General features: G+C 71.8%; 19 protein-coding genes. 12 read left to right on the top strand and 7 right to left on the bottom strand.

Going from position 1 to position 20,498, the window contains the following annotated elements; genetic code table 11:
• Window positions 1-126: 126 nt before the first annotated feature.
• The 9 genes from ACQRWP_RS25080 (at window position 127) to ACQRWP_RS25040 (ending at window position 10,683) form a co-directional block, all read left to right on the top strand.
• Entirely contained in the window at window positions 127-1,239 is a 1,113-nt protein-coding gene (locus ACQRWP_RS25080) for a glycerophosphodiester phosphodiesterase (protein WP_430498184.1), read from the top strand.
• A 447-nt stretch (window positions 1,240-1,686) separates the two neighbouring features.
• On the top strand, window positions 1,687-2,886 hold the full coding sequence (locus ACQRWP_RS25075) for a substrate-binding domain-containing protein (RefSeq protein WP_430498182.1): 1,200 nt from the start codon (window positions 1,687-1,689) through the stop codon (window positions 2,884-2,886).
• Between the two features lie 2 nt (window positions 2,887-2,888).
• Window positions 2,889-3,632, top strand: a complete 744-nt coding sequence (locus ACQRWP_RS25070; protein WP_112584733.1) for an ABC transporter ATP-binding protein — start codon at window positions 2,889-2,891, stop codon at window positions 3,630-3,632.
• Window positions 3,632-4,357, top strand: coding sequence for an ABC transporter ATP-binding protein (locus ACQRWP_RS25065; protein ID WP_181548751.1), 726 nt, complete (start codon window positions 3,632-3,634; stop codon window positions 4,355-4,357). Before ACQRWP_RS25070 ends, ACQRWP_RS25065 begins: the two co-directional genes overlap by 1 nt.
• Window positions 4,357-5,247, top strand: coding sequence for a branched-chain amino acid ABC transporter permease (locus ACQRWP_RS25060; protein WP_124815814.1), 891 nt, complete (start codon window positions 4,357-4,359; stop codon window positions 5,245-5,247). The genes ACQRWP_RS25065 and ACQRWP_RS25060 overlap by 1 nt, the downstream gene beginning before the upstream one ends.
• A complete protein-coding gene (locus ACQRWP_RS25055; protein ID WP_430498179.1) occupies window positions 5,244-6,350 on the top strand; it encodes a branched-chain amino acid ABC transporter permease in 1,107 nt (368 codons plus the stop codon). The genes ACQRWP_RS25060 and ACQRWP_RS25055 overlap by 4 nt, the downstream gene beginning before the upstream one ends.
• 122 nt (window positions 6,351-6,472) lie before the next feature.
• Entirely contained in the window at window positions 6,473-7,219 is a 747-nt protein-coding gene (locus tag ACQRWP_RS25050) for an SDR family NAD(P)-dependent oxidoreductase (RefSeq protein ID WP_430498177.1), read from the top strand.
• A gap of 109 nt (window positions 7,220-7,328) precedes the next feature.
• Window positions 7,329-9,461, top strand: coding sequence for a DEAD/DEAH box helicase (locus ACQRWP_RS25045; RefSeq protein ID WP_430498175.1), 2,133 nt, complete (start codon window positions 7,329-7,331; stop codon window positions 9,459-9,461).
• Window positions 9,462-9,756: 295 nt separating this feature from the next.
• Complete coding sequence (locus ACQRWP_RS25040; RefSeq protein WP_430498173.1) at window positions 9,757-10,683, top strand: hypothetical protein; 927 nt, start codon at window positions 9,757-9,759, stop codon at window positions 10,681-10,683.
• Window positions 10,684-10,729: 46 nt separating this feature from the next.
• Here the strand turns inward: ACQRWP_RS25040 and ACQRWP_RS25035 are convergent, their stop codons facing one another.
• Window positions 10,730-11,200: a nitroreductase/quinone reductase family protein gene (locus ACQRWP_RS25035; RefSeq protein WP_430498171.1), complete on the bottom strand. Its 471-nt coding sequence runs from the start codon at window positions 11,198-11,200 to the stop codon at window positions 10,730-10,732.
• On the bottom strand, window positions 11,197-11,976 hold the full coding sequence (locus ACQRWP_RS25030) for a glucose 1-dehydrogenase (protein WP_430498169.1): 780 nt from the start codon (window positions 11,974-11,976) through the stop codon (window positions 11,197-11,199). Before ACQRWP_RS25030 ends, ACQRWP_RS25035 begins: the two co-directional genes overlap by 4 nt.
• A gap of 143 nt (window positions 11,977-12,119) precedes the next feature.
• Between ACQRWP_RS25030 and ACQRWP_RS25025 the strand changes: the two genes are divergently transcribed.
• A complete protein-coding gene (locus ACQRWP_RS25025) occupies window positions 12,120-12,755 on the top strand; it encodes a TetR/AcrR family transcriptional regulator (protein WP_430498168.1) in 636 nt (211 codons plus the stop codon).
• A gap of 55 nt (window positions 12,756-12,810) precedes the next feature.
• Here the strand turns inward: ACQRWP_RS25025 and ACQRWP_RS25020 are convergent, their stop codons facing one another.
• On the bottom strand, window positions 12,811-13,227 hold the full coding sequence (locus ACQRWP_RS25020) for a helix-turn-helix domain-containing protein (protein WP_430498166.1): 417 nt from the start codon (window positions 13,225-13,227) through the stop codon (window positions 12,811-12,813).
• Between the two features lie 248 nt (window positions 13,228-13,475).
• Between ACQRWP_RS25020 and ACQRWP_RS25015 the strand changes: the two genes are divergently transcribed.
• Window positions 13,476-13,916, top strand: coding sequence for a hypothetical protein (locus ACQRWP_RS25015; protein WP_430498164.1), 441 nt, complete (start codon window positions 13,476-13,478; stop codon window positions 13,914-13,916).
• Between the two features lie 91 nt (window positions 13,917-14,007).
• Here the strand turns inward: ACQRWP_RS25015 and ACQRWP_RS25010 are convergent, their stop codons facing one another.
• Both ACQRWP_RS25010 and ACQRWP_RS25005 read right to left on the bottom strand, forming a co-directional pair.
• On the bottom strand, window positions 14,008-15,168 hold the full coding sequence (locus ACQRWP_RS25010) for a class I SAM-dependent methyltransferase (protein ID WP_430498162.1): 1,161 nt from the start codon (window positions 15,166-15,168) through the stop codon (window positions 14,008-14,010).
• An 88-nt stretch (window positions 15,169-15,256) separates the two neighbouring features.
• Window positions 15,257-16,981 carry a DEAD/DEAH box helicase gene (locus ACQRWP_RS25005; RefSeq protein ID WP_430498160.1) on the bottom strand — a complete coding sequence of 575 codons (1,725 nt, stop codon included), beginning with the start codon at window positions 16,979-16,981 and terminating at the stop codon, window positions 15,257-15,259.
• 352 nt (window positions 16,982-17,333) lie between these two features.
• Between ACQRWP_RS25005 and ACQRWP_RS25000 the strand changes: the two genes are divergently transcribed.
• Window positions 17,334-17,969, top strand: a complete 636-nt coding sequence (locus ACQRWP_RS25000) for a ferritin-like fold-containing protein (RefSeq protein ID WP_430498158.1) — start codon at window positions 17,334-17,336, stop codon at window positions 17,967-17,969.
• 75 nt (window positions 17,970-18,044) lie between these two features.
• On the opposite strand, the gene ACQRWP_RS24995 is transcribed toward ACQRWP_RS25000, so the two are convergent.
• Together ACQRWP_RS24995 and ACQRWP_RS24990 are read right to left on the bottom strand one after the other, a co-directional pair.
• Window positions 18,045-18,272 carry a DUF3107 domain-containing protein gene (locus tag ACQRWP_RS24995; RefSeq protein ID WP_088950288.1) on the bottom strand — a complete coding sequence of 76 codons (228 nt, stop codon included), beginning with the start codon at window positions 18,270-18,272 and terminating at the stop codon, window positions 18,045-18,047.
• Window positions 18,273-18,336: 64 nt separating this feature from the next.
• The gene (locus tag ACQRWP_RS24990) at window positions 18,337-18,975 is read right to left on the bottom strand and encodes a TetR/AcrR family transcriptional regulator (RefSeq protein WP_030489514.1); all 639 of its coding nucleotides are present in this window, start codon (window positions 18,973-18,975) and stop codon (window positions 18,337-18,339) included.
• Between the last annotated feature and the right edge of the window lie 1,523 nt (window positions 18,976-20,498).

Here is a 20,498-nt window from a genome sequence, read left to right as displayed (position 1 = left end):
TGTCCGCCCGCGACCCTGGAGTGGGAACGGGCATTCCGGAGATTCATCTGCCGGCCAGCCATCGACCAACTCCTGGCAAATCACGGGCGGTCTGCTTACCCGGACCATCGATGACAGGAGACGGCGTTGCGACGTACCCTCTCGACCCTCGGCGTGGCCAGCGTTCTGCTCGCCGCCGCCGTGGCCCTGCCGACCATGGCCGCGGCCGAACCAACCGCCGACGCGGACCGCTCCCGGGCCAACGACCGACCGATCGTGATCGGTCACCGTGGCGCCAGCGGCTACCGGCCGGAGCACACGCTGGAGGCGTACCGGTTGGCGATCCGGATGGGTGCCGACTACATCGAGCCGGACCTGGTCTCCACCTCCGACGGCGTGCTGGTCGCCCGGCACGAGAACGAGATCTCCGGCACCACCGACGTGTCGACCCGCCCGGAGTTCGCGGCCCGCAAGGCGACGAAGACCATCGACGGTGTCGCGGTGACCGGGTGGTTCACCGAGGACTTCACCCTCGCCGAGCTGAAGACGCTGCGGGCCAAGGAGCGGCTGCCGCAGGTACGCGTGGCGAACACCGCCTTCGACGGCCGCTTCGAGGTGCCCACCCTCCAGGAGGTCATCGACCTGGCCCGGACCGAGGGGCGGGCACGGGGCCGCACCATCGGGATCTACCCGGAGACCAAGCACCCGAGCTACTTCGCCTCGATCAAACTGCCGTTGGAGGAGCCGCTGCTGCGGGTGCTGCGGCAGAACAAGCTGGACCGGAAGAACTCACCGGTCTTCATCCAGTCGTTCGAGACGGCCAACCTGCGCCGCCTGAGCCGCCTGACCGACGTGAAGCTGGTCCAACTGCTCGACGCGACCGGCCGCCCGTACGACTTCACCGCCGCCGGTGACACCCGCACCTACCAGGATCTGGTCACGCCGGTCGGGCTGAAGTGGATCGCCGGGTACGCCGACGGCATCGGCGCGAACAAGAATCTGATCGTCCCCCGGAACGCCGCCGGCGCCCTGCTCGCCCCAACCAACGTGGTACGCGACGCGCACCGGGAGCACCTGCTCGTGCACTCCTGGACGTTCCGCGCCGAGAACCAGTTCCTTCCGGTGGACTTCCGGATCGGCGCCGACCCGAACGCGCGCGGCGACATCACCGCCGAGTACGAACTCTTCCTTGGCCTGGGCCTCGACGGTGTCTTCAGCGACCACCCGGACACTGCCGTCGCCGCCCTCGCCGGCCGCTGATCCAAACCTCGGCCCGGAGCTGATCCGCTCCGGGTCGACCACCGGGCCGACCACGCCCGGCCCACACGCTGGCCCGTCGTCCGCCACCCGGACGGCGGGCCAGCGGCACGCATGGGCGGGGTCCGTCGCAAGATCGTGCTCGATCCAGGATTCAGTTCTGTCGTGGCCGCCCGAAGCCACTACAACCAGGATCGAGCACGATCTTGAAGGGGTAGCCCTGACCGAACCGGGCGAATGGCGCGGGGCGACACACGGCTCGGGCGGTCCGTGGGGGTTCGGGCCATCGAGGGCGTGGGCTCGCGGCTGGTAGTGCGGCCCGTTGTAACCTCCGGCCACCTCATTCCTGTTACTTGTGTGTTTCCGCCACATAGCTCGTGGGTGACGTCACTTCTAGCGTGAGCCGTCACGAAGAAGTTCTCTCCCTCTGAGTCCTCATGTGGAGTCGCAATGACGGTCCGGACGACGCGGCGGGCGTTCCTCTCCGCCGCCACGATGATGGCCGCGGCGCTGGCCGCCACGGCCTGTGGCAGCCCGCAGGACACCGCCACCGGCGGCGGCGACAGTGCCGCGCCGGTCAAGGTCGGCCTGGTGTACTCCCAGTCGGGAGCCCTGGCCAGCTACGGAAAGCAGTACGTTGAGGGTTTCAAGGCGGGGCTGGACTTCGCCACCAAGGGCACCGGCAAGGTCGGTGACCGGAAGATCGAGTTGACCGAGGTCGACGACGCGGGCGACCCGGCCAAGGCGGTCTCCGCCGCGAAGGACCTGATCGGTAAGGGTACGAAGATCATCGCCGGCTCCACCGCCTCCGGTGTGGCGCTCCAGGTCGCGCCGATCGCGGCGCAGAACAAGGTGCTGTTCATCTCCGGCCCGGCCGCCACAGATGCGGTGACCGGCGCGAACAAGTACACCTTCCGCTCCGGTCGGCAGTCCTACCAGGATGTGGTGACCGCCAAGTCGTTCATCGGTGACCCGACCGGTAAGAAGGTAGTGGTCTTCGCTCAGGACGGCGCGTTCGGTGACGCCAACGAGGCGGCCGTCAAGGCCGTCATCGGCACCGCGGGTGCGACCGTGAGCAGTGTCCGGGCCCCGGCCAGTGCCACCGAGTTCACCCCGTTCGCCAGCCAGATCAAGGCCGCCAAGCCGGACCTGCTCTTCGTGGCGTGGGCGGGCACGACCGCCCCGGCCATGTGGCAGACCCTCGACCAGCAGGGCGTCCTCTCGTCCACCACTGTCGTCACCGGCCTGGACATCCGCGCCTCGTGGCCGACCTTCGGTGCAGCCGGCGCGAAGATCTCCTTCCTGTCGCACTACTTCGACGGTGCCAGCGACACCGAGGCCAGCAAGGCGCTGAAGGCCAAGGTGAACACCATCGACCTGTTCCACCCGGACGGCTTCGCCGCCGCGCAGATGGTGGTCCGTGCCGCGCAGGAGGGCGGGGAGGACGTCGACAAGATGGTCACCGCCCTGGAGGGCTGGAGCTTCGACGGGGTCAAGGGCAAGATGACCATCCGGGCCGCCGACCACGCGCTGCTCCAGCCGATGTTCCAGGCCAAGCTGACCGGCAGCGGCACCGCGTTCACCGCGACCGCGCAGAAGAGCCTCACCGGTGACGAGACCGCGCCGCCGGCCGTGGCCATGAAGGGCTGACCATGCTCGCCACCCGCGGTCTGACCTGGCGGATCGGTGAGGTCGCCATCGTCGACAGCGTCTACCTCGACCTCGCGCCCGGGGAGTTCCTGGGCGTCATCGGGCCGAACGGCGCCGGCAAGACCTCACTGTTCAACCTGATCACCGGCCTGCGCCGGGCCACCGAGGGCCGGATCGTTCTGGACGGGCAGGACATCGGGGCGCTCCCGCCGCACCGGCGGGCCCGCCTCGGTCTGGGCCGTACCTTCCAGGCGTCCTCCGTCTTCGGCTCGCTGAGCGTGCGGGAGAACGTTCGGCTCGCCGTGCAGGCGCACCGCGGGGGCTCGATGGCACTGTGGCGGCGGGCGGCGGCCGACCGGGAGGTCGCCGCCGCCGCCGACGCGGCGCTCGACCGGGTCGGCCTCGCACACCGGGGTACGGCCCTCGCCGGCACCCTGGCCCACGGCGAGAAGCGCAAGCTGGAGATCGCCCTGCTGCTCGCCGGTGAACCGCGGGTGATGCTGCTGGACGAGCCGATGGCCGGGGTCAGCGCCGAGGACGTGCCGGAGCTGGTCGCCGTCATCAAGTCGTTGACCGGCGACAGCGGCCGGGCCGTGCTGATGGTCGAACACCACATGGACGTCATCCTGGAACTGGCCGACCGCATCGCCGTCATGCACCACGGCGCGCTGCTGGCCTGCGACACCCCGGAGACGGTGATGGCCAACCCCACAGTGCAAGAGGCCTACCTGGGGGAGTCGCTCTGATGGAACCGATCCTCAGTGTGGAGGAGCTGTCGGTCCGGATCTCCGGGCTGCACATCCTCCAGGGGGTGTCCTTCACTGTCGCCCCGACCGGCGTGACCGTCCTGCTCGGTCGCAACGGCGTCGGCAAGACCACCACGCTGCGCGCCATCGTCGGCCTCACCCCGCCCGCCGGGGAGGTCCGCGGCACCATCCGGATGGGCGCGCAGAGCCTGCTGGCCCGGCCGACGCACCGGCTGGTCCGCGGCGGGCTCGGCTACGTGCCCGAGGACCGCTGCGTGTTCGCCGGGCTCACCGTCGCGGAGAACCTGCGGCTCGCCGAGCGGCGCGGCACCACCCCGGCGTACGACAAGGTCTTCGCGCTCTTTCCGGAGCTGGACCGGCGCGGACGGCAACGGGCCGGTTCGCTCTCCGGCGGGCAGCAACAGATGCTCGCCATCGGTCGGGTGCTGCTCAACGACAACCGGCTGCTGCTCGTCGACGAGCCGACCAAGGGGTTGGCGCCGAAGGTGGTGACCGAGGTGGCCGAGGTGTTGGAACGGGTCGCGGAGTCGGTGCCGGTGCTGCTGGTCGAGCAGAACCTGGCCGTCGTACGCCGGCTGGCTCGCGACGCGGTCGTGTTGGCCGCCGGCAAGGTGGCCTGGACCGGCGACGCCCACGAGTTGCTGTTGGAGACCGCGTTGACGAAGTCGCTGCTCGGGGTCGGCTCGGCGGAGGTGTCTCACTGATGGGCACCGTGATCCTGTTGGCGTTGACCGGGCTCGGCCTGGCGGCGTTGTACTTCCTGGTCGCCTCCGGCCTGTCCCTGGTCTTCGGCCTGGCCGACGTGCTCAACTTCGCGCACGGGCTGTTCCTCGGCGTCGGCGCGTACGGGACCTGGTGGGCGGCGGGCAACCTGCCGGGCGCCGGCCCGGACGGGTTCGGCTTCGTGTTCGCTGTCGCCTTCGGGGTGGCCGCCGGCACGCTGGTGGCGATCCTGGTCGAGCTGGTGCTGATCCGCCCGCTGTACTCCCGCACCATCGAGCAGGTGCTGGTCACCGTCGGGCTGTCGCTGGCCGGGGTGGCGTTGCTCCAGGCCACCTGGGGTGCGGACGCCCGGCCGTTCCCGCGTCCGGACTGGACCCGGCAGGTGACCGGGATCCTCGGCGCGCAGGTGCCCAACGGTGGCCTGCTGCTGATCATCGCGGCGGTGCTGGTGCTCGGCGCGATCCTGGCGTTCCTGCGTTGGACGCGGTACGGCCTGGTGATCCGGGCCGGGGTGGAGAACCGGGAGATGGTGACCGCGCTGGGCATCGACGTCCGCAAGGCGTTCACGCTGGTCTTCGCGATCGGTGGGGCGGCCGCCGCGCTCGCCGGAGCGCTCGGCGGGGTCTACTTCGGCACCGTTTCGCCCGGGCAGGGCGGCTCGCTGCTGATCTTCGCGTTCATCGTGGTGGTGATCGGCGGGATGGGCTCGGTGGTCGGCTCCGCGTACGCGGCGGTCGTGGTCGGGTTGGTGCAGCAGTTCGTCAACTACTACGGCACGTCCGGGCTGGGCGACATCTGCGTGGTCGGGCTGCTGGCCGTGGTGCTGCTGCTGCGCCCGCAGGGCATCGCCGGAAAGGTGGCAACGGCATGACGGTGATCGACGCGCCTCGCGCGCAGGTGCCCGACGAACTGAGTCCGCAGCGGGGGCGGTGGCACCGGGTCCGCCCGTTCCTGCCGCTGGTCGCGCTGGTCGTGCTGGCGATCCTGCCGTACTCGACGATCTCCCTGCCGGGGATCTTCGAGGGACCGGTCAACTCACCCGGCACCCTGCAACTGCTCGCCATCTGCCTGATCTTCGGCGGGCTGGCGGCCGGGTACGACCTGCTGTTCGGCCGGACCGGGATGCTCTCCTTCGGGCACGCGCTGTACTTCGCCGCCGGTGTCTACGGCACCGACATCCTGGTCACCCGGGCCGGTCTGCCGCTGTGGCAGGCGGCGCTGCTGACCATCACCGGCGGCACCATCCTCGCCGCGCTGCTCGGCGCGGTGGCGCTGCGGACGGTGGGCATCGCGTTCGCCATGGTGACGTTGGCCTTCGCCCAGGTCGGGGCGATCCTGGTGGCCCGGGACTTCGGCGGGCTCACCGGCGGCGAGGAGGGCCTGCCGCTGGACGTGTCCGGGCTGCCCGCCGGGCTGGTGGGGGTGACGAACACGGTCAACCTGTACTGGTTGGCGCTGGCGTACCTGACGCTGGTGGTCTTCGTGGTGCACCGGGTGAGCGGGTCACCGACCGGTCGGGTGCTCGCCGGGTTGCGCGACGACGAGCGGCGGATCGGTGTGCTCGGGTTGGACCCGTACCGCTACAAGCTCGTGGCGTTCACCCTGGCCGGCGGCTTGGCGTCGGCGGGCGGGGTGGTCTACGTCCTGATCGTGGGGGGCGCGTCGCCGCACATCACGTCCTCCGAGCTGACCCTGTCGCTGCTGGTCATGGTGGTGCTCGGTGGGCCGGGCACCCGGTGGGGTCCGGTGCTCGGCGGTGTCCTCTACATGTATCTGGACCACCGGCTCACCGCCTTCGGTACGAGCGACGCGGTGGACAACCTGCCGGCCGTCCTCAGCCGTCCGCTGAGCCAGCCGCTGTTCGTCCTGGGCACTGTCTTCATCCTGGCCGTCTACTTCTTCCCAGGCGGCCTGACCAGCCTGGCCCCCCGCCTGTCCCACCTGACCCGGTCCCTCCGCCCCCCACGCCGCTGACCCCGCCCACCCCCTTTCGCACTCCGCTCACCCCGTCGATCATGAAGTTACTGTCATGACACGCCGTGTTGATTGGCGATAACTTCATGATCGACGGGGTTCTTCGCACGGGAGGTCGGGAGATGGACTCGCGGGTTGCGGTTGTTAGCGGGGGCGGGACCGGGATCGGGGCGGCCGTGGCGGGAGTGCTCGCCCACGACGGTTACGACGTACTGATCGTCGGGCGGCGGGCGGACGTGTTGACGGCCGCCGCCGAGCAGCTCGCCGCGGACTGCGGGCGGCCGGGCGCGGTCACCGCCGTGACCGCGGACCTGACCGATCCGGAGCAGCTCGCCACGGTCCTCACGGCGGTTGGTGACCGGCCGGTCGACGTGGTGGTCAACAACGCGGGCGGCTACCTGGCCGGGGACACCGGCACGTTGGCCGGGACCGCCGCACACTGGCGGGCCAACCTGGACGCCAACGTGCTGACCGCCGTGCTGCTGACCGAGGCGCTGCGGCCGGCTCTGCGGCGACCCGGCGGGCGAGTGATCCTGGTCAGCTCGATCTCCGCCCAGCGCGGCGGCGGTGGGCCGTACTCGGCGGCGAAGGCGGCCCTGCACGGTTGGGCGTACGACCTGGCCGCGCAGCTTGGTCCGGAGCAGATCACGGTCAACGTGGTGAGCCCCGGCTACGTCGCCGAGACCGAGTTCTTCGGTGACCGGATGACCGCCGAGGGGCATGCGAAGCGGGTGGCGGCGACCCTGGTCGGACGCGCCGGGCTGCCGGACGACATCGCCGAAGCGGTCCGCTATCTGGCCAGCCCGGCCGCCGGCTTCGTCACAGGCCAGATCCTGGGCGTAAACGGCGGCTCAGTCCTCGGCCGCTGACCCCCGCCATCCCCGTTGATCAAGGGGTTTGCGTCAGAATCCGGCCGAATGGTGACGCAAACCTCTTGATCAACAGGGGGATGACGGACGGCGCTGGTAGAAATGCCGGGTGGAGACAGCAGAGCGGGCAGCGGTACGGGAGCGGGCCGAGGCGGTGCTGCGCCGGCTGGCCGGTGACCACGCCAGGCTGCGCGAGGATCAGTGGCGCGCCATCGAGGCGCTGGTCGTCGACCGGCGGCGGGTGCTCTGCGTCCAGCGCACCGGTTGGGGCAAGTCGGCTGTCTACTTCGTGGCCACCGCCCTGCCCCGGGACCGCGAGCAGGGCCACCAGGCCGGGCCGACCGTCATCGTCTCGCCGCTGCTGGCGTTGATGCGCAACCAGGTCGAGGCCGCCGCTCGCGCCGGCATCCGGGCCCGCACGATCAACTCGGCGAACCTCGACGAGTGGGACGAGATCACCGCCGAGATCCAGACCGGCGCGGTGGACGTGCTGCTGATCAGCCCGGAACGGCTCAACAACCCGGACTTCCGCGACGGCGTCCTGCCGAAGTTGGCCGCGACCACCGGCCTGCTGGTGGTCGACGAAGCGCACTGCGTCTCCGACTGGGGGCACGACTTCCGGCCCGACTACCGGCGGCTGCGGACGTTCCTCGCCGAGCTGCCCGAGCGCACCCCCGTGCTGGCGACCACCGCCACCGCCAACGCCCGGGTCACCCAGGACGTCGCCGAGCAACTGGGTGACGCCCTCATCCTGCGCGGCACCCTGGACCGCGAGTCGCTGCGCCTCGGGGTGCTCGACCTGCCCAGCCCGGCGCACCGGCTGGCCTGGCTCGCCGACCACCTGGATCAGCTGCCCGGCTCGGGCATCGTCTACACGCTGACCGTGGCGGCAGCGGGGGAGACGGCCGAGTTCCTGCGCTCCCGGGGCTACCCGGTCGCCTCGTACAGCGGGCAGTCCGACGACGCCGACCGGCGGGCCGCCGAACAGGACCTGCTCGACAACAAGATCAAGGCGTTGGTCGCCACCAGCGCCCTCGGCATGGGCTTCGACAAACCCGACCTGGGCTTCGTCGTGCACCTCGGCGCACCACCCTCACCGATCGCGTACTACCAGCAGGTCGGCCGCGCCGGTCGCGCCGTCGAGCACGCCGAGGTGCTGCTGCTGCCCGGCGTCGAGGACGCCGCGATCTGGCGCTACTTCGCCTCGCTGGCGTTCCCGCCGGAGCAGCAGGTCCGCGCCGTGCTGGCCGCCCTGCACACCGACCGCCCGCTCTCCACCCAGGCGCTCGAACCCCTCGTCGACCTGCGCCGGGCCCGGTTGGAGCTGATGCTCAAGGTGCTCGACGTGGACGGCGCGGTCCGCCGGGTGCGCGGTGGTTGGCTCGCCACCGGCGAGCAGTGGGTCTACGACGAGGCCCGGTTGCGCCGCGTCGCCGAGGCGCGCACCGTCGAGCAACAGGCCATGCGGGAGTACGCGACCACGTCCGACTGCCGGATGCGGTATCTACGGGAACGCCTGGACGACACCGAGGCGGCTGACTGCGGCCGATGTGACAGGTGCGCCGACCCACTCTTCGCCGCGGACGTGTCGACGGCCGCGCTCGCCGCCGCGCAGACCTTCCTGGGCCGACCCGGCGTGGAGATCGCGCCGAAGAAGCTCTGGCCGACCGGCCTCGACGCGGTGGGCGTACCCCTCAAGGGCCGGATCGCCCCCGCGGAGCAGGCGCTGCCGGGCCGGGCCGTCGGGCGTCTCTCCGACCTGGGTTGGGGTGGGCGGCTGCGTGCTCTCGTCGGCCCGGAAGCCCCGGACGCACCGTTGCCCGACGACGTCGCCGGCGCGGTCGTGGAGGTGCTGAAGGCGTGGGCGCACGGCGACGACCCGTGGCCCCGCCGGCCGGTGGCGGTGGTCGCGGTCGGTTCCCGGCGGCGGCCCCGGCTGCTCGGCTCGCTCGCCGAGCGGATCGCCACCGTGGGCCGGCTGCCGCTGCTCGGCGAGGTCACCGCGGCCGGTCCCGACGGCCCGGCCGGGCCGCGCGGCAACAGCGCCCAACGGGTACGCGCGCTGCACGACAGCTTCACCGTGCCGACCGACCTGGCCGACGCCCTGGCCGGGCTGGACGGCCCGGTGCTGCTCGTCGACGACCTGATCGACTCGGGCTGGACGATGACGCTGGTGACCCGGGCCCTGCGCCGGGCCGGCGCGAACGACGTGCTCCCACTCGCCCTCGCCGTGGCCGGCTGACCCGCTGCCCCCACGTCGGTCGCGAGGCCGGTCCTCGGCGCTACTGGGGTCTGCGCCGCCTGCCGTGCTCGGTCGGGGCGTGACCCGGCGCTGCGGCGCGGTCTGCGCCGGTCGGGTGGGGAAAGTTCCCAGGCGGGGTCGAGTGCGACCGTCGCCACGCTCTGCGGGCGTCGGCCCGGCGCGGCCGGACGCGGCGGTACCGTGGGCGGCATGACCGACCAGCAGCCCGTCACCCGTGCGCGCACCGTTGCGGGCAGGACCGCTGGCGGCGAGGCCGGCCCGCGGGGCGTCGGTCGTGGCTGACCAGGGTCCCGCCGGGCCGGACCGGAGCACTCTCCGGCTGGCGCTGGTGGTCGGCGGGCTCGTGCTGGCGGTGCTGCTCGGCTTCGGCCTCGGGCGGCTGAACTCCAACGGTGCCGCCACCGGCAGCCCGTCGTTGGCCGCAGAGCACACCGACCCACCGGGCGTCGCGCCGCACAACCATGGCGGCGCCACGGCCACCGATCAGGGCGCGGCCACCGAGCCGGGCGGTCTGGCGGTCAGCTCGGCCGGGTTCACCCTGACCCCCCTGGCCACCGAGTTCGCGGCGGGTCGCCCCGGTCAGCTCCGTTTCCAGGTGCGCGACGCGCAGCGCCGGCCGGTGACCCGGTTCGCCATCGTGCACGACAAGCCGATGCACCTCATCGTCGTCCGGCGGGACCTGACCGGTTACCAGCACCTGCACCCGACCATGGGGGCGGACGGCACCTGGTCGGTGCCGTTGACCCTCGCGCAGCCCGGCCTCTGGCGCGCGTACGCCGACTTCACAGTTGTCGCCGACGACGGCGCGCAGACCGCTGTGACCCTCGGCACGGACCTGGTGGCGCCCGGCGACTACCGACCCCGTCCACTGCCGGGGCCGGCCACCTCGACGGCCGTGGACGGCTTCACCGTCGGCTACCAGGGCACTCCGCAGGCCGGGGCGACAGTGCCGCTGACCTTCCGGGTCGACGGTGCTGGCGGTGCAGCCTCGCTGGAGCGGTACCTCGGGGCGTACGGGCACCTGGTGGCGTTGCGCGAGGGCGACCTCGGCTATCTGCACGTGCACCCGGAGACCGAGCTGGTGGACGGTCAGATCAAGTTCTGGTTGACCACCCCCGGCCCGGGCCGCTACCGCCTCTACCTCGACTTCCAGGTGAACGCCGAAGTTCGAACCGCCGAGTTCACCCTGACCGTCCCCTAGGCCGCGGCCCCACCCTCTCCCGTTGATCATGAAGTGGATCCCGCGATTACGGCCGCTGGCGGAAGTTGATGCGCATCAGCCGGCTTTCGGCCCAATCTTCGAGCCGTGTCGGCCGGATGGTCCCGGGGTCGTGGGGCTGATTGAGATCCGCGACGATTTCCGCCAGCACGGCCTGACGCTCGGCTGGGTCGGTGACCGGCGTGGCCCGTGCGGGCAGACTTGCGGCGATCCCGTTCTTGAGATGGAAGGTGAAGTTGGGATTGGCGAGAAGGTTCGCGTGCCAGTCGGTCGCGGCGCCGCCGGCGCCGCTACACAGGTAGGTTGCGCCTGCGGCTCGGTAGAAGAAGATCTCGATGCGGCGTGGCCGGCCGGTGCGACGCCCCAGCGTCGTGATGTCGATGATCCGTTCCCTGGTGCCCGCGGCGGGTGTGATCTCGATGGCTCGCCGGATCGGATCGGGCAGATCGGACAAAGACGCGTCGGAGTCGTTCGATCCGGTCGTGTCTGGAGTGCTCATGCGGTCTCGTTCTGGAGAGCGGGGCCGAGGAGGAGCCCACCGTCGATGACGTACTCCGAACCGGTGATGAACGACGCTTCCGATGACGTGAGGAAGAGGAGAAGACGGGTGACGTCGGTCGGCTCGCCGAGGCGGGGGATGGCGAACGGCTCGGGTGAGTAGAAGTCGGCGATTGCTGCGGTGGCGCCAGCCGCTGGTTCCTGGATGAAGGACGTCGCGATCACGCCGGGGTGGATGGTGTTCACACGGATGTGGTCGCGGCCAAGTTCGAGCGCTGCCGTTTGGGTGAGTCCTCGCACCGCCCACTTGCTGGCGACGTAGGGAGCGTAGTGAGCCGTGCCGCCCAGGCCCATGGTCGAGGCGATGTTGACGATGGCTCCCCCTGCCGCGCGGCGCAGGGCCGGGGTGGCGACCTTGATGCCGAGGAAGGTCCCCGTGAGGTTGATGTCGAGGATGCGCGACCAGGTGGCCTGGTCCGTGTTCTCGATCGGCGCCGGCGGGTTCTGGACACCCGCATTGTTGACGAGCACGTTCAGGGCGCCGAAGGCGCTTTCGGCGGCTAGCACAGCGGCGGACCACGAGCTCTCGTCGCTGACGTCGAGGCGGGTGAAGCGAGCACGGGGCCCGATCTCGTCGGCGAGAGCTGCGCCGCGCTCGGCGTCGATGTCGCCGATCACCACGTTCGCTCCCTCTGCGTGAAAGGCGCGTACGTGGCTCGAGCCCTGGCCGCCGGTCCCACCGGTCACGAGCACTGTCTGGTTGTCGAAGCGGTTCATCAGATGTTCCTTCGGCACGGGGGGTCTGACCGGGATCATCGCCGATGAACGCCGGCCGGTGGTGAGCCGGGCGACTCACCATTGCCCCGACGCTACGTCGGCGGCAGTGGCGAGTCAAGCCACTCACCTCGTATGCTCGGTCCATGAACAGGGTCGTGACGACGTACCACCAGCGCGTCGCCCAGGAGAAGCGCGCGCTGATCGTGACGGCCGCGACCGCACTGTTCCTCGAGTTGGGCTACGACCGGACGTCGCTGGCGCGGATAGCGGAGCGCTCGGGCGTTTCGCGGGCCACCTTGTTCAAGCAGTTCCCGAGCAAGGCTGCCCTCTTTGACGCCATCGTCACCGGGTCCTGGTCAACCACTGACGAGGTGGAGCCTCCGCCAGCAGGCAACGTCGTTGCCGGGCTCGGTGCCATCGGTCACCGTTACGCCGAGCTGTTGAGCCGACCCCAGATGACCGACCTGTTCCGGATCGTCATCGCCGAGCTGCCACGGTTCCCCGAACTGGCCCACGCGCAGTTCTCGCACGGGAAGATGCCCTACTTTGAGTCCGTACGCGGCTACCTTCTGGCCGAGCACAAGGCGGGAACGGTGCGGATTGAGGACGTGGACGTCGCAGCCACCCAGTTCCTGGGCATGATCTCCAACTACGTCTTCTGGCCGAAGCTACTCGTGCCGGACTGGGAGGTGAGCGCCGTACGCATCGCGCAGGTGGTCGACGAGGCCGTCAAGACCATCGCCGCACGGTACGGCGCGACCGGCGCATCAGGCGAATGACGTTCCCGGCGCCTTTCGTCAACGATCAACCGCTACTCGATCGGCAGGACACGCCCTAGCCGGCTCGGCGGATGGGGCGGCGGGCCAGGTAGCGGAGCAGGTCGCGGATGTGGTGCTTCTCCTCGGCGGGGACCGTGGGGTCGGCCAGCCGGTCCAGGATGGCCCGGACGTCGGCCTCGACCGGGCCTTCGTCGTGGCGTCGGCGGGTTGCGGGGCCGGCGTCGGGCAGCCCGAGCGCGCGGAACGCGGCGGCGACCGGCAGATCCAGCGCGGCGCAGAAGCCGCGCACCTTGGCCAACTCGGGATAATCCTGCCAGTCACCGGCCAGCCAGCGGAACACGGTGGAACGACCCACGCCCGTGTGTGAGGCAAGATCAGTCACGGTCCAGCCACGTTCGTCGCGAGCGTCATCGATGGCGCGCCGGACGAAGCGGGCGAAGGCCATCTGCGGTGATACGTCGGCTGATCCCATCCCTGTGTGTCTTCCCCTCCTGCCGGAGCACCGGGACGATGCGCCTTCCGAGGGTAGTACGCCAGGAGCCGGAAACAATTGACTGACCGCACAAACTGTCCCGTGGACGAGACTTTTCTCTGGAAGCGTGTGTGCAGAACGAAAATTGCATCGAGCGATCTTCATCGTTCTTCCATTAAGCTCGGTGCCCGTCCCGACATCGCGTCTGTCGCCTGCCGCCGCCGACCGGACCACCGCCGAGGAGCACCATGGCCGAATCGAGCCGCCCCCAGCCGTACCAGCCCGGTGCGGTGAGCCTCTTCTTCGTCGCCAAGGCCGGCGTCTTCGCCGCCGCGTTCTGGATCTGGTTGCTGGTCCTGGTGCTCCGCACCGACTCCGCGACCGGTCTCCAGGTGCTGGCCGCCACCGGCACCATCACCACCACGCTCGTCGCGGTAGTGCTCGGTGCCCGGATGGCGTTGCAACACAACGCCGCCATCCGGCACGCCGAGGTGAAGAAGCTGCTGGTCGACATCTCCTGGAACGCCTTCGCGGCAGCCGGCAACGCCGAGACCGAGGGCAAGGTCGTGCCATTCCCGACCGCCCCGGGCGACGGTGAGCGGGCCGCCCAGCGGCCCGCCGCCGACCGGGTGTCGGTCCTCGACCGTGGCCCCAGCGAGCGCACCGGTGGCCGGGACCGCCGACGCTAGCCCGCCCAGGAGTTAGGGCGTGTGTCGAAGCCCCTTGCCGGACCGCCGCCTGGACTCCGCCTCGGCTCGACCGAGGACTTCGACACACGCCCTAGGCGGCGGACGCCTCTCCGGCGGCCAACAGGGCCTCCAGCCGGGGAGTGACCTGCCACTGGTCCACCAGCTCGCGGTACTCCGCGCGCTGCGGCTCGGTCGCCCCGGCACCGGTACGACGGGCGCGGATCAGCAGGTTACGCGGGGTGTGCTGCGAGTCCACGAACTCCACCACCTCGGTCCGGTACCCGTGCACCCGCAGCAGCCCGGCGCGCAGCGCGTCGGTGAGCACGTCGGCGAAGCGCTCGCGCAGAATGCCCTGCCGGGTCAGCAGCTCGTACGGGGCCGGGGCGGGGTGGGCGCGGAGCTGCTTCGCCAGATCGTGGTGGCAGCATGGCGCGGCCAGCACCCAGCGGGCCTCCCAGCGCACCGCGCGGGCCAGCGCCTCGTCGGTGGCGGTGTCGCAGGCGTGCAGCGCCAGCACCAGGTCGGGGGCGGGGTCGACGACGGCGTCGGCGATCGTCCCGGCCACGAAGCTGACCTGGTCGGCCCAGCCCAGCCGCTGCGCCAACTCGGTGTTGCGCCGTCGCTGGTCCTCCCGGACGTCCACGCCGACCAGTTGGACGTCGAGCCCCCGACTCGTCAGATAGCGGTACGCGGCGAACGTCAGGTAGGCGTTGCCGCAGCCCAGATCGACCACCCGTAGCGGACCGGTCAGGTCGTCGGGCAGGGTAGCGGCCAGGGCCCGCAGGAACGCGTCCACCTGGCGGCGCTTGGCCGCCGAGCCGCCGATCTCCGCGAAGATCGGGTCACCGGGGTCGAGCAGGTATTCCTTCGTCCGGTCGTTCCCGGTGGGCGCCGCCGCCGGACGGGAGGTCGCGGCCCGGTGCACCTGCGCCTCGCCGGACTTGGTCACCCGCAGTTGGAGGGTCGCGTCGGCCGTCTCGACGTGCCAGTTGCCGAACGGCTCGGCGAGCAGTTCGTCGATCGCCGCAGCGGCCTCGGGGCCGGAGGCGAGGTTGCGGGTGTACGGGCGAGCGCCGTCGGACGTGGTGATCTGCATCCGTGGCCCGGCCTTGAGCCGCACCGGCCGCAGTTCGGCCCGCTCAACGGTGGGGCGGCGGCCGCGTCGACGTCCGGCGGCGACCGCCCGGGTCAGCGCGGGGTCGAGCAGCAGCGCCCGAACCTCGGTCAGGGCGGCGTCCAGTGGTTGCGGCATCGTTCCATCTTCGGCAGGTGGGGTGGGAGAAGGGAACATCCCCCGCACCGCGCGAGGCGGTGCGGGGGATGTCAGGTGTGGCTGGTGGTCAGTCTGCGGTCGCCTCGGCCGGCGTACCCGCACCGGAACCGCCACCACGGCGGCGGCGTCGGCGGCGCGGCTTGGACGCCTCGCCGTCGGCGGATGCGGCGGCCGGCTCGGCGGGGCCGGCGTCGGCGGAGATCACCGCGGTCGCCTCGCCCGCGACCACCTCGCCGGCGCGGCGGCGACGCCGGCGGCGGGGGGTACGGGCGCCTTCGTCGGCGGCGTCTGCGGCGTCGGCCGCAGGTGCCTCGGCGACGGCCGGCGTGCCGGCCTCGGAGCGGTCGCGGCGGCCATCGCCCCGGCCACGGCGCTCGCCGCGACCCTCACCACGGCTCTCGCCGCGACCCTCGCCACGGCTCTCGCCGCGTCGGGGGCCCCGACCACCGCTGTCGCCCCGACGGGAGCGGGTCGTCCCACCCAGATCCTCTTCGATCTCGGCGGACAGCCCGGCCCGGGTGCGCTCGGCCGTGGGCAGCGTGCCGCTGACCTCGGTGGGGATGTGCAGGTCCGTGTAGAGGTGCGGCGACGTGTGGTACGTCTCCGGCGGCTCGGGCATCTCCAGACCGAGGGTCTTGTCGATGATCCGCCAGCGCGGCATGTCGTCCCAGTCGACGAAGGTCACCGCGACACCCGTCGCGCCGGCCCGGCCGGTACGACCAATCCGGTGGGTGTAGGTGTCCTGGTCTTCCGGGCAGTCGTAGTTGATGACGTGGGTGACGCCGGTGACGTCCAGCCCACGGGCCGCCACGTCGGTGGCGACCAGGATGTCGATCTTGCCGGCCCGGAAGGCCCGCAGCGCCCGCTCGCGGGCACCCTGGCCGAGGTCACCATGCACCGCGGCGACCGCGAACCCGCGGAAGTCGAGATCCTCGGCGACCCGGTCGGCGGCCCGCTTGGTACGCGTGAAGATCATGGTCAGCCCACGCCCCTCCGCCTGGAGGATGCGCGCCACCACCTCGACCTTGTTCATCGAGTGGGTGCGGTAGACCAGCTGCTGGGTCTGCGGCGACGGGCCGGTCTCGGCGGTGTGGCCGGCGTGGATCGTCATCGGCTGGCGCAGGAAGCGCCGCGACAGGGTGACGATCGGGTCCGGCATGGTGGCCGAGAAGAGCATCGTCTGCCGGTCTTCCGGAAGCATCGCCAGGATCTTCTCGACGTCGTCGAGGAAGCCCAGGTCGAGCATCCGGTCGGCCTCGTCGAGGACGAGTGCGTGCACCCGGTCCAGACGGAGGTGCTTCTGCTTCTGCAGGTCCATCAGTCGGCCGGGCGTGCCGACCAGGATCTCGACGCCCTTGCGCAGCGCGTCGATCTGCGGCTCGTACGCCACGCCACCGTAGATCGGCAGCACCCGGACGCCACGCGTCCGGCCGGCGGCGGCCAGGTCCTTGGCGACCTGGATGCCCAGCTCACGGGTGGGGACGACGACCAGTGCCTGGGGGACGCCGTCGCTGCCCTCGCCCGGGGCGAAGACCCGGTCGAGCAGCGGTACGCCGAAGCCGAGGGTCTTGCCGGTGCCGGTGGGCGCCTGACCGATCAGGTCGACGCCGCGCAGCGCGATCGGGATCGCGTACTCCTGGATGGCGAATGCGCGGGTGATGCCGGCCGAGGCCAGGGCCTCGACGGTCTCGGCACGGGCGCCGAGTGCGGCGAACGTGGGGGCCTCCGGTCGAACCGGGGCGGTGGGGGCCAGTTCCTGGCCGTCCAGCAAATCTTGAGTCAGGTCGCTCATGTGGATGTGGGGGTGCCCTCTCGTGGGTGCGCCCGTCATGTCCTCAGGGCGCGTTCGGTATGACGCGGGCCACACGGTCGGCGGCAGATTGCCGAGCCGGACCGGGCCGCACGCGCGCCGCGGGCTGAGCTTCGATCAGATCGGCGCCCACGGCAACTGCTCCATGTTACCTGAACAGGCATGCCCCCGTCCCGATTCCCAGTCGGCCACCCGCCACGCGGGGCAAGTAAATGTGACCCACGCCACACGGGCTAGGCGCCCGCCCATCTCGTCGACCTTGATCGTGAAGTTGGGCTGGGGTGCGATGTGCGCGGGACGCGCGCGGGGGTCGGCGCGCGGTAGCCTGCCGCTCGTGTCTGCTTTCGCCGTCGCTGACCTGTTGGGTCTCGTCGCCTTCGGCGAGCTGCTCGCCTTCGAGCGGATGGCGGGCGATGCCCGGCTCGCTCCTGACCTGCGCCGCCGGGCCGCGCTGAACGAGATGGCCGCGGCCGAGATCGCCAACTACCGGCGCCTCGCCGACCGACTGACCGCGCTGGGCGTACCGCCGGAGGATGCGATGGCGCCCTATGTCGAGCCGTTGCAGGCGTACCACGACTCGACCGAGCCACGGGACTGGGCGGAAGTGGTCACCAAGGCGTACGTGGGCGACGCGATCACCGACGACTTCGTTCGCGAGATCGCCGATGCGCTGGAGGAACCGGACCGGGCGCTGGTGCTGGACGTCCTGCACGACTCCCGGTACGCGGACTTCGCCGCGGCGGAGATCCGGGTGGCCGTCGCCGACGACCCCCGGATGGCTGGCCGACTCTCGATGTGGGCCCGCCGGCTGGTCGGCGAGGCGTTGTCCCAGGCCGGCCGCGTCGCCGCCGAGCGGGCCACCCTCACCGCGCTGATCGCACGCGACGGCCGGGTCGACGTGCCGGGGCTGTTCGGCAGGCTCACCACCGCGCACACCGCGCGGATGGCCACCGTCGGGCTGAACAACTGACCACCCGGCCGGGTCGGCCGGTGCCGGCCTGCGGCAGGCGGGCCGAGTGCCGACCTGCCGCGATGGCCGGACCGGTCAGCGGACGGTGAACCCGACCGCCCGGGACGACGCCTCAGCGATCTCGACGTAGGCGACCTTCTCGACGGGAACGATGACCCGCCGGCCCTTCTCGTCGGTCAGGGAGAGCGTGCCGCCGTTACCGGCGAAGGCGTCGGTCACGATCTGCTCGATCTCGGCCGGCGACTGCGCGCTGTCCACTACCAGCTCGCGCGGCGCGTACTGCACGCCGATCTTGACCTCCACTGTGCCTCCTCAACTGGGGCGAAAGAACCGCCCTGCGAAGGCTATCCGATCACGGGGTCGGCGGTCAGGCTGACTCACCTTGCAGCGGGAAGCTCGCGATGCCCCGCCACGACAGCGCGGCCACCAACGCCTCGGCCTCGGCCTTCGGCACCTGCCGGCCGCCGGCCAGCCAGAACTGCGCGGCCGTCTCCGCCGCGCCCACCAGCCCGGAGGCGAGCAGCTCGGCGTGCGCCCGGCTCACCCCGGTGTCGGAGATGATGGTGTCGGTGATCGCCGCGATGCAGCCCTGCTCGACCCGCTCCACCCGCTGCCGCACCGCCGGGTCGTTGCGCAGATCCGACTCGAAGACGAGCCGGAAGGCCTCGCTCTCGTGGTCGACGAAGTCGAAGTACGCCCGTACCGACGCGCTGACCCGCTCCTTGTTGTCGCTGGTGCCGCGCATCGCATCCTGCACCTGAGCGACGATGGCGTCACAGTGCGTGTCGAGCAGCGCCAGGTAGAGATCCATCTTTCCGGGAAAGTGTTGGTAGAGCACCGGCTTCGAGACCCCGGCCCGCTCGGCGATGTCGTCCATCGCGGCGGCGTGGTAGCCCTGCGCGACGAACACCTCCTGCGCCGCAGCGAGAAGCTGCTTACGACGCGCGGAGCGGGGCAGGCGGGTGGGCCGGCCGGCGGTCTGTGCACCGTTCCCCGCAGCGGTCATGGGATCCTCCGAGTTCTCCGTACGAGCCGGCATTTTCCCCCCAGACCGGGCGAGGCCCGTGACCTCGGTCGTGGAAATGGCCCGCCGCTGTAACTTATCGCCACTCTCGGCACACGGTAGCCTCAGCGGGGGCGACCAAGGAGCGCGCGGTGAGTGAAACAGGGCAACCCGGAGCCGCCACCCCGGGAGAGCACGGTGACGGAGCGGGTCAGCACGACGACCCGAGCCGTTCCGTCAGTGGGTGGGCGCCTCCGGCGGGTGGGTGGCCCCGAGCCGCCGACCGCGAGGACGCCCGGGACGAGGCGCCGCGCTGGCAGCCCGACCCCGCGTCGGGCTGGCGGACGTCCTCGACACGGCACGGCGACCTGCCATCGCCGCTGGTCGGGCGGTCGGGCGACCCGGAGTCTCCGGCCCGCACCAACGGCCACCACGTCAACGGCGCGCACCACCCGGACGACGTCAACGGCGTCCACCACCCCGGCCTCGAACCGCCCGCGGGACGCCCCACCCCGGTGAGCGCACCGCCCGGGCTGCCCGCCGAGGGCCGCCCCGGGGCGGCCAGCGACCGGCTCGTGGTGCCCGCCCAACGTCCCGCACCGCCAGCGGAGCAGGGTGCCGTCGAGCCCGACCCGGGCCCCGCCCCACACTCCACCGTCGATCCGGCTGCCGCGCACCGTGCCCGCTGGGCCGAGCCCGGCTTGCCCACCTCGGCCCCGCCGGCCGTCCAGGTGCCGCCCGTCGGCACCGCGGCGTCGGGTTTCGAGGTGCCGCCCGGCTTCCACGCGCCGACCGGCGAGCGGCTGGCCGCCGACGAGAATCCGACCGCGCCGCGCGACTGGCGGGACCCGCTCGCACCCGAGCACGCGGCGACCTCAGGACGCACCCCGGGCCCGGCCGGGCCCGCCGACGAGGGCGAGCCCGGTCGCGCTGCCGAGGGTTCCCGGCCGGCGGAGACACACCGCGCGGCGGACACGCATCGCAGCGGGGACGCGCACCGGCCCGGCGAGACACACCGGGCCGGGGAGTCGTCGGCCATCGAGCCCGACTGGTCGGGGCCGAGCTGGAACCGTCCGAGCTGGGGTGGCGGGTGGGCCCCGCCGTGGTCCCGCCAGGACGACGAGCCGGCTGGCCCGGCAGCACGGGACGAGTCGGCCCCGGGCTGGGTCGCCGAGCCCCACCAGCCGTACGAGCCGGTGCGCGCCGAGGTGCCCCGCCCGTACGAGCCGGTGCGCGCCGATCCGCCCCGGGCGTACGAACCCGGCCGGGGCGAATCCGAGTCCACGCCGGAGCTCCCCGCCGAACCGACCAGCGCACCGCCCGCCGATCGTCCGTCGTGGGCTGGTGGTGCGTCGCCGACCAGTGGTCCGCCCGCCGACCGTCCGTCGTGGGCTGGTGGTGCGTCGCCGACCAGTGGTCCGCCCGCCGACCGTCCGTCCTGGGCTGGTGGTGCGTCGCCGACCAGTGGCCCGCCCGCCGACCGTCCGTCCTGGGCTGCGTCCGGGGCGACCGGCGGACCCCGGGCC

Origin of the sequence: Micromonospora trifolii (assembly GCF_050516465.1) — a bacterium.
GTDB classification, from domain to species: domain Bacteria; phylum Actinomycetota; class Actinomycetes; order Mycobacteriales; family Micromonosporaceae; genus Micromonospora; species Micromonospora trifolii.
The sequence above is the reverse complement of the archived record's forward strand: the minus strand, read 5'-3'. Positions and strand labels throughout refer to the sequence as shown.

Bases quoted from the DNA above. Each gene is read 5' to 3' on its own strand.
- ACQRWP_RS25075 (WP_430498182.1), top strand. From the start codon at position 1,687: ATGACGGTCCGGACGACGCGGCGGGCGTTCCTCTCCGCCGCCACGATG.
- ACQRWP_RS25070 (WP_112584733.1), top strand. From the start codon at position 2,889: ATGCTCGCCACCCGCGGTCTGACCTGGCGGATCGGTGAGGTCGCCATC.
- ACQRWP_RS25065 (WP_181548751.1), top strand. From the start codon at position 3,632: ATGGAACCGATCCTCAGTGTGGAGGAGCTGTCGGTCCGGATCTCCGGG.
- ACQRWP_RS25060 (WP_124815814.1), top strand. From the start codon at position 4,357: ATGGGCACCGTGATCCTGTTGGCGTTGACCGGGCTCGGCCTGGCGGCG.
- ACQRWP_RS25055 (WP_430498179.1), top strand. From the start codon at position 5,244: ATGACGGTGATCGACGCGCCTCGCGCGCAGGTGCCCGACGAACTGAGT.
- ACQRWP_RS25050 (WP_430498177.1), top strand. From the start codon at position 6,473: ATGGACTCGCGGGTTGCGGTTGTTAGCGGGGGCGGGACCGGGATCGGG.
- ACQRWP_RS25035 (WP_430498171.1), bottom strand. From the start codon at position 11,200: ATGAGCACTCCAGACACGACCGGATCGAACGACTCCGACGCGTCTTTG.
- ACQRWP_RS25030 (WP_430498169.1), bottom strand. From the start codon at position 11,976: ATGAACCGCTTCGACAACCAGACAGTGCTCGTGACCGGTGGGACCGGC.
- ACQRWP_RS25025 (WP_430498168.1), top strand. From the start codon at position 12,120: ATGAACAGGGTCGTGACGACGTACCACCAGCGCGTCGCCCAGGAGAAG.
- ACQRWP_RS25020 (WP_430498166.1), bottom strand. From the start codon at position 13,227: ATGGGATCAGCCGACGTATCACCGCAGATGGCCTTCGCCCGCTTCGTC.
- ACQRWP_RS25015 (WP_430498164.1), top strand. From the start codon at position 13,476: ATGGCCGAATCGAGCCGCCCCCAGCCGTACCAGCCCGGTGCGGTGAGC.
- ACQRWP_RS25010 (WP_430498162.1), bottom strand. From the start codon at position 15,168: ATGCCGCAACCACTGGACGCCGCCCTGACCGAGGTTCGGGCGCTGCTG.
- ACQRWP_RS25005 (WP_430498160.1), bottom strand. From the start codon at position 16,981: ATGAGCGACCTGACTCAAGATTTGCTGGACGGCCAGGAACTGGCCCCC.
- ACQRWP_RS24990 (WP_030489514.1), bottom strand. From the start codon at position 18,975: ATGACCGCTGCGGGGAACGGTGCACAGACCGCCGGCCGGCCCACCCGC.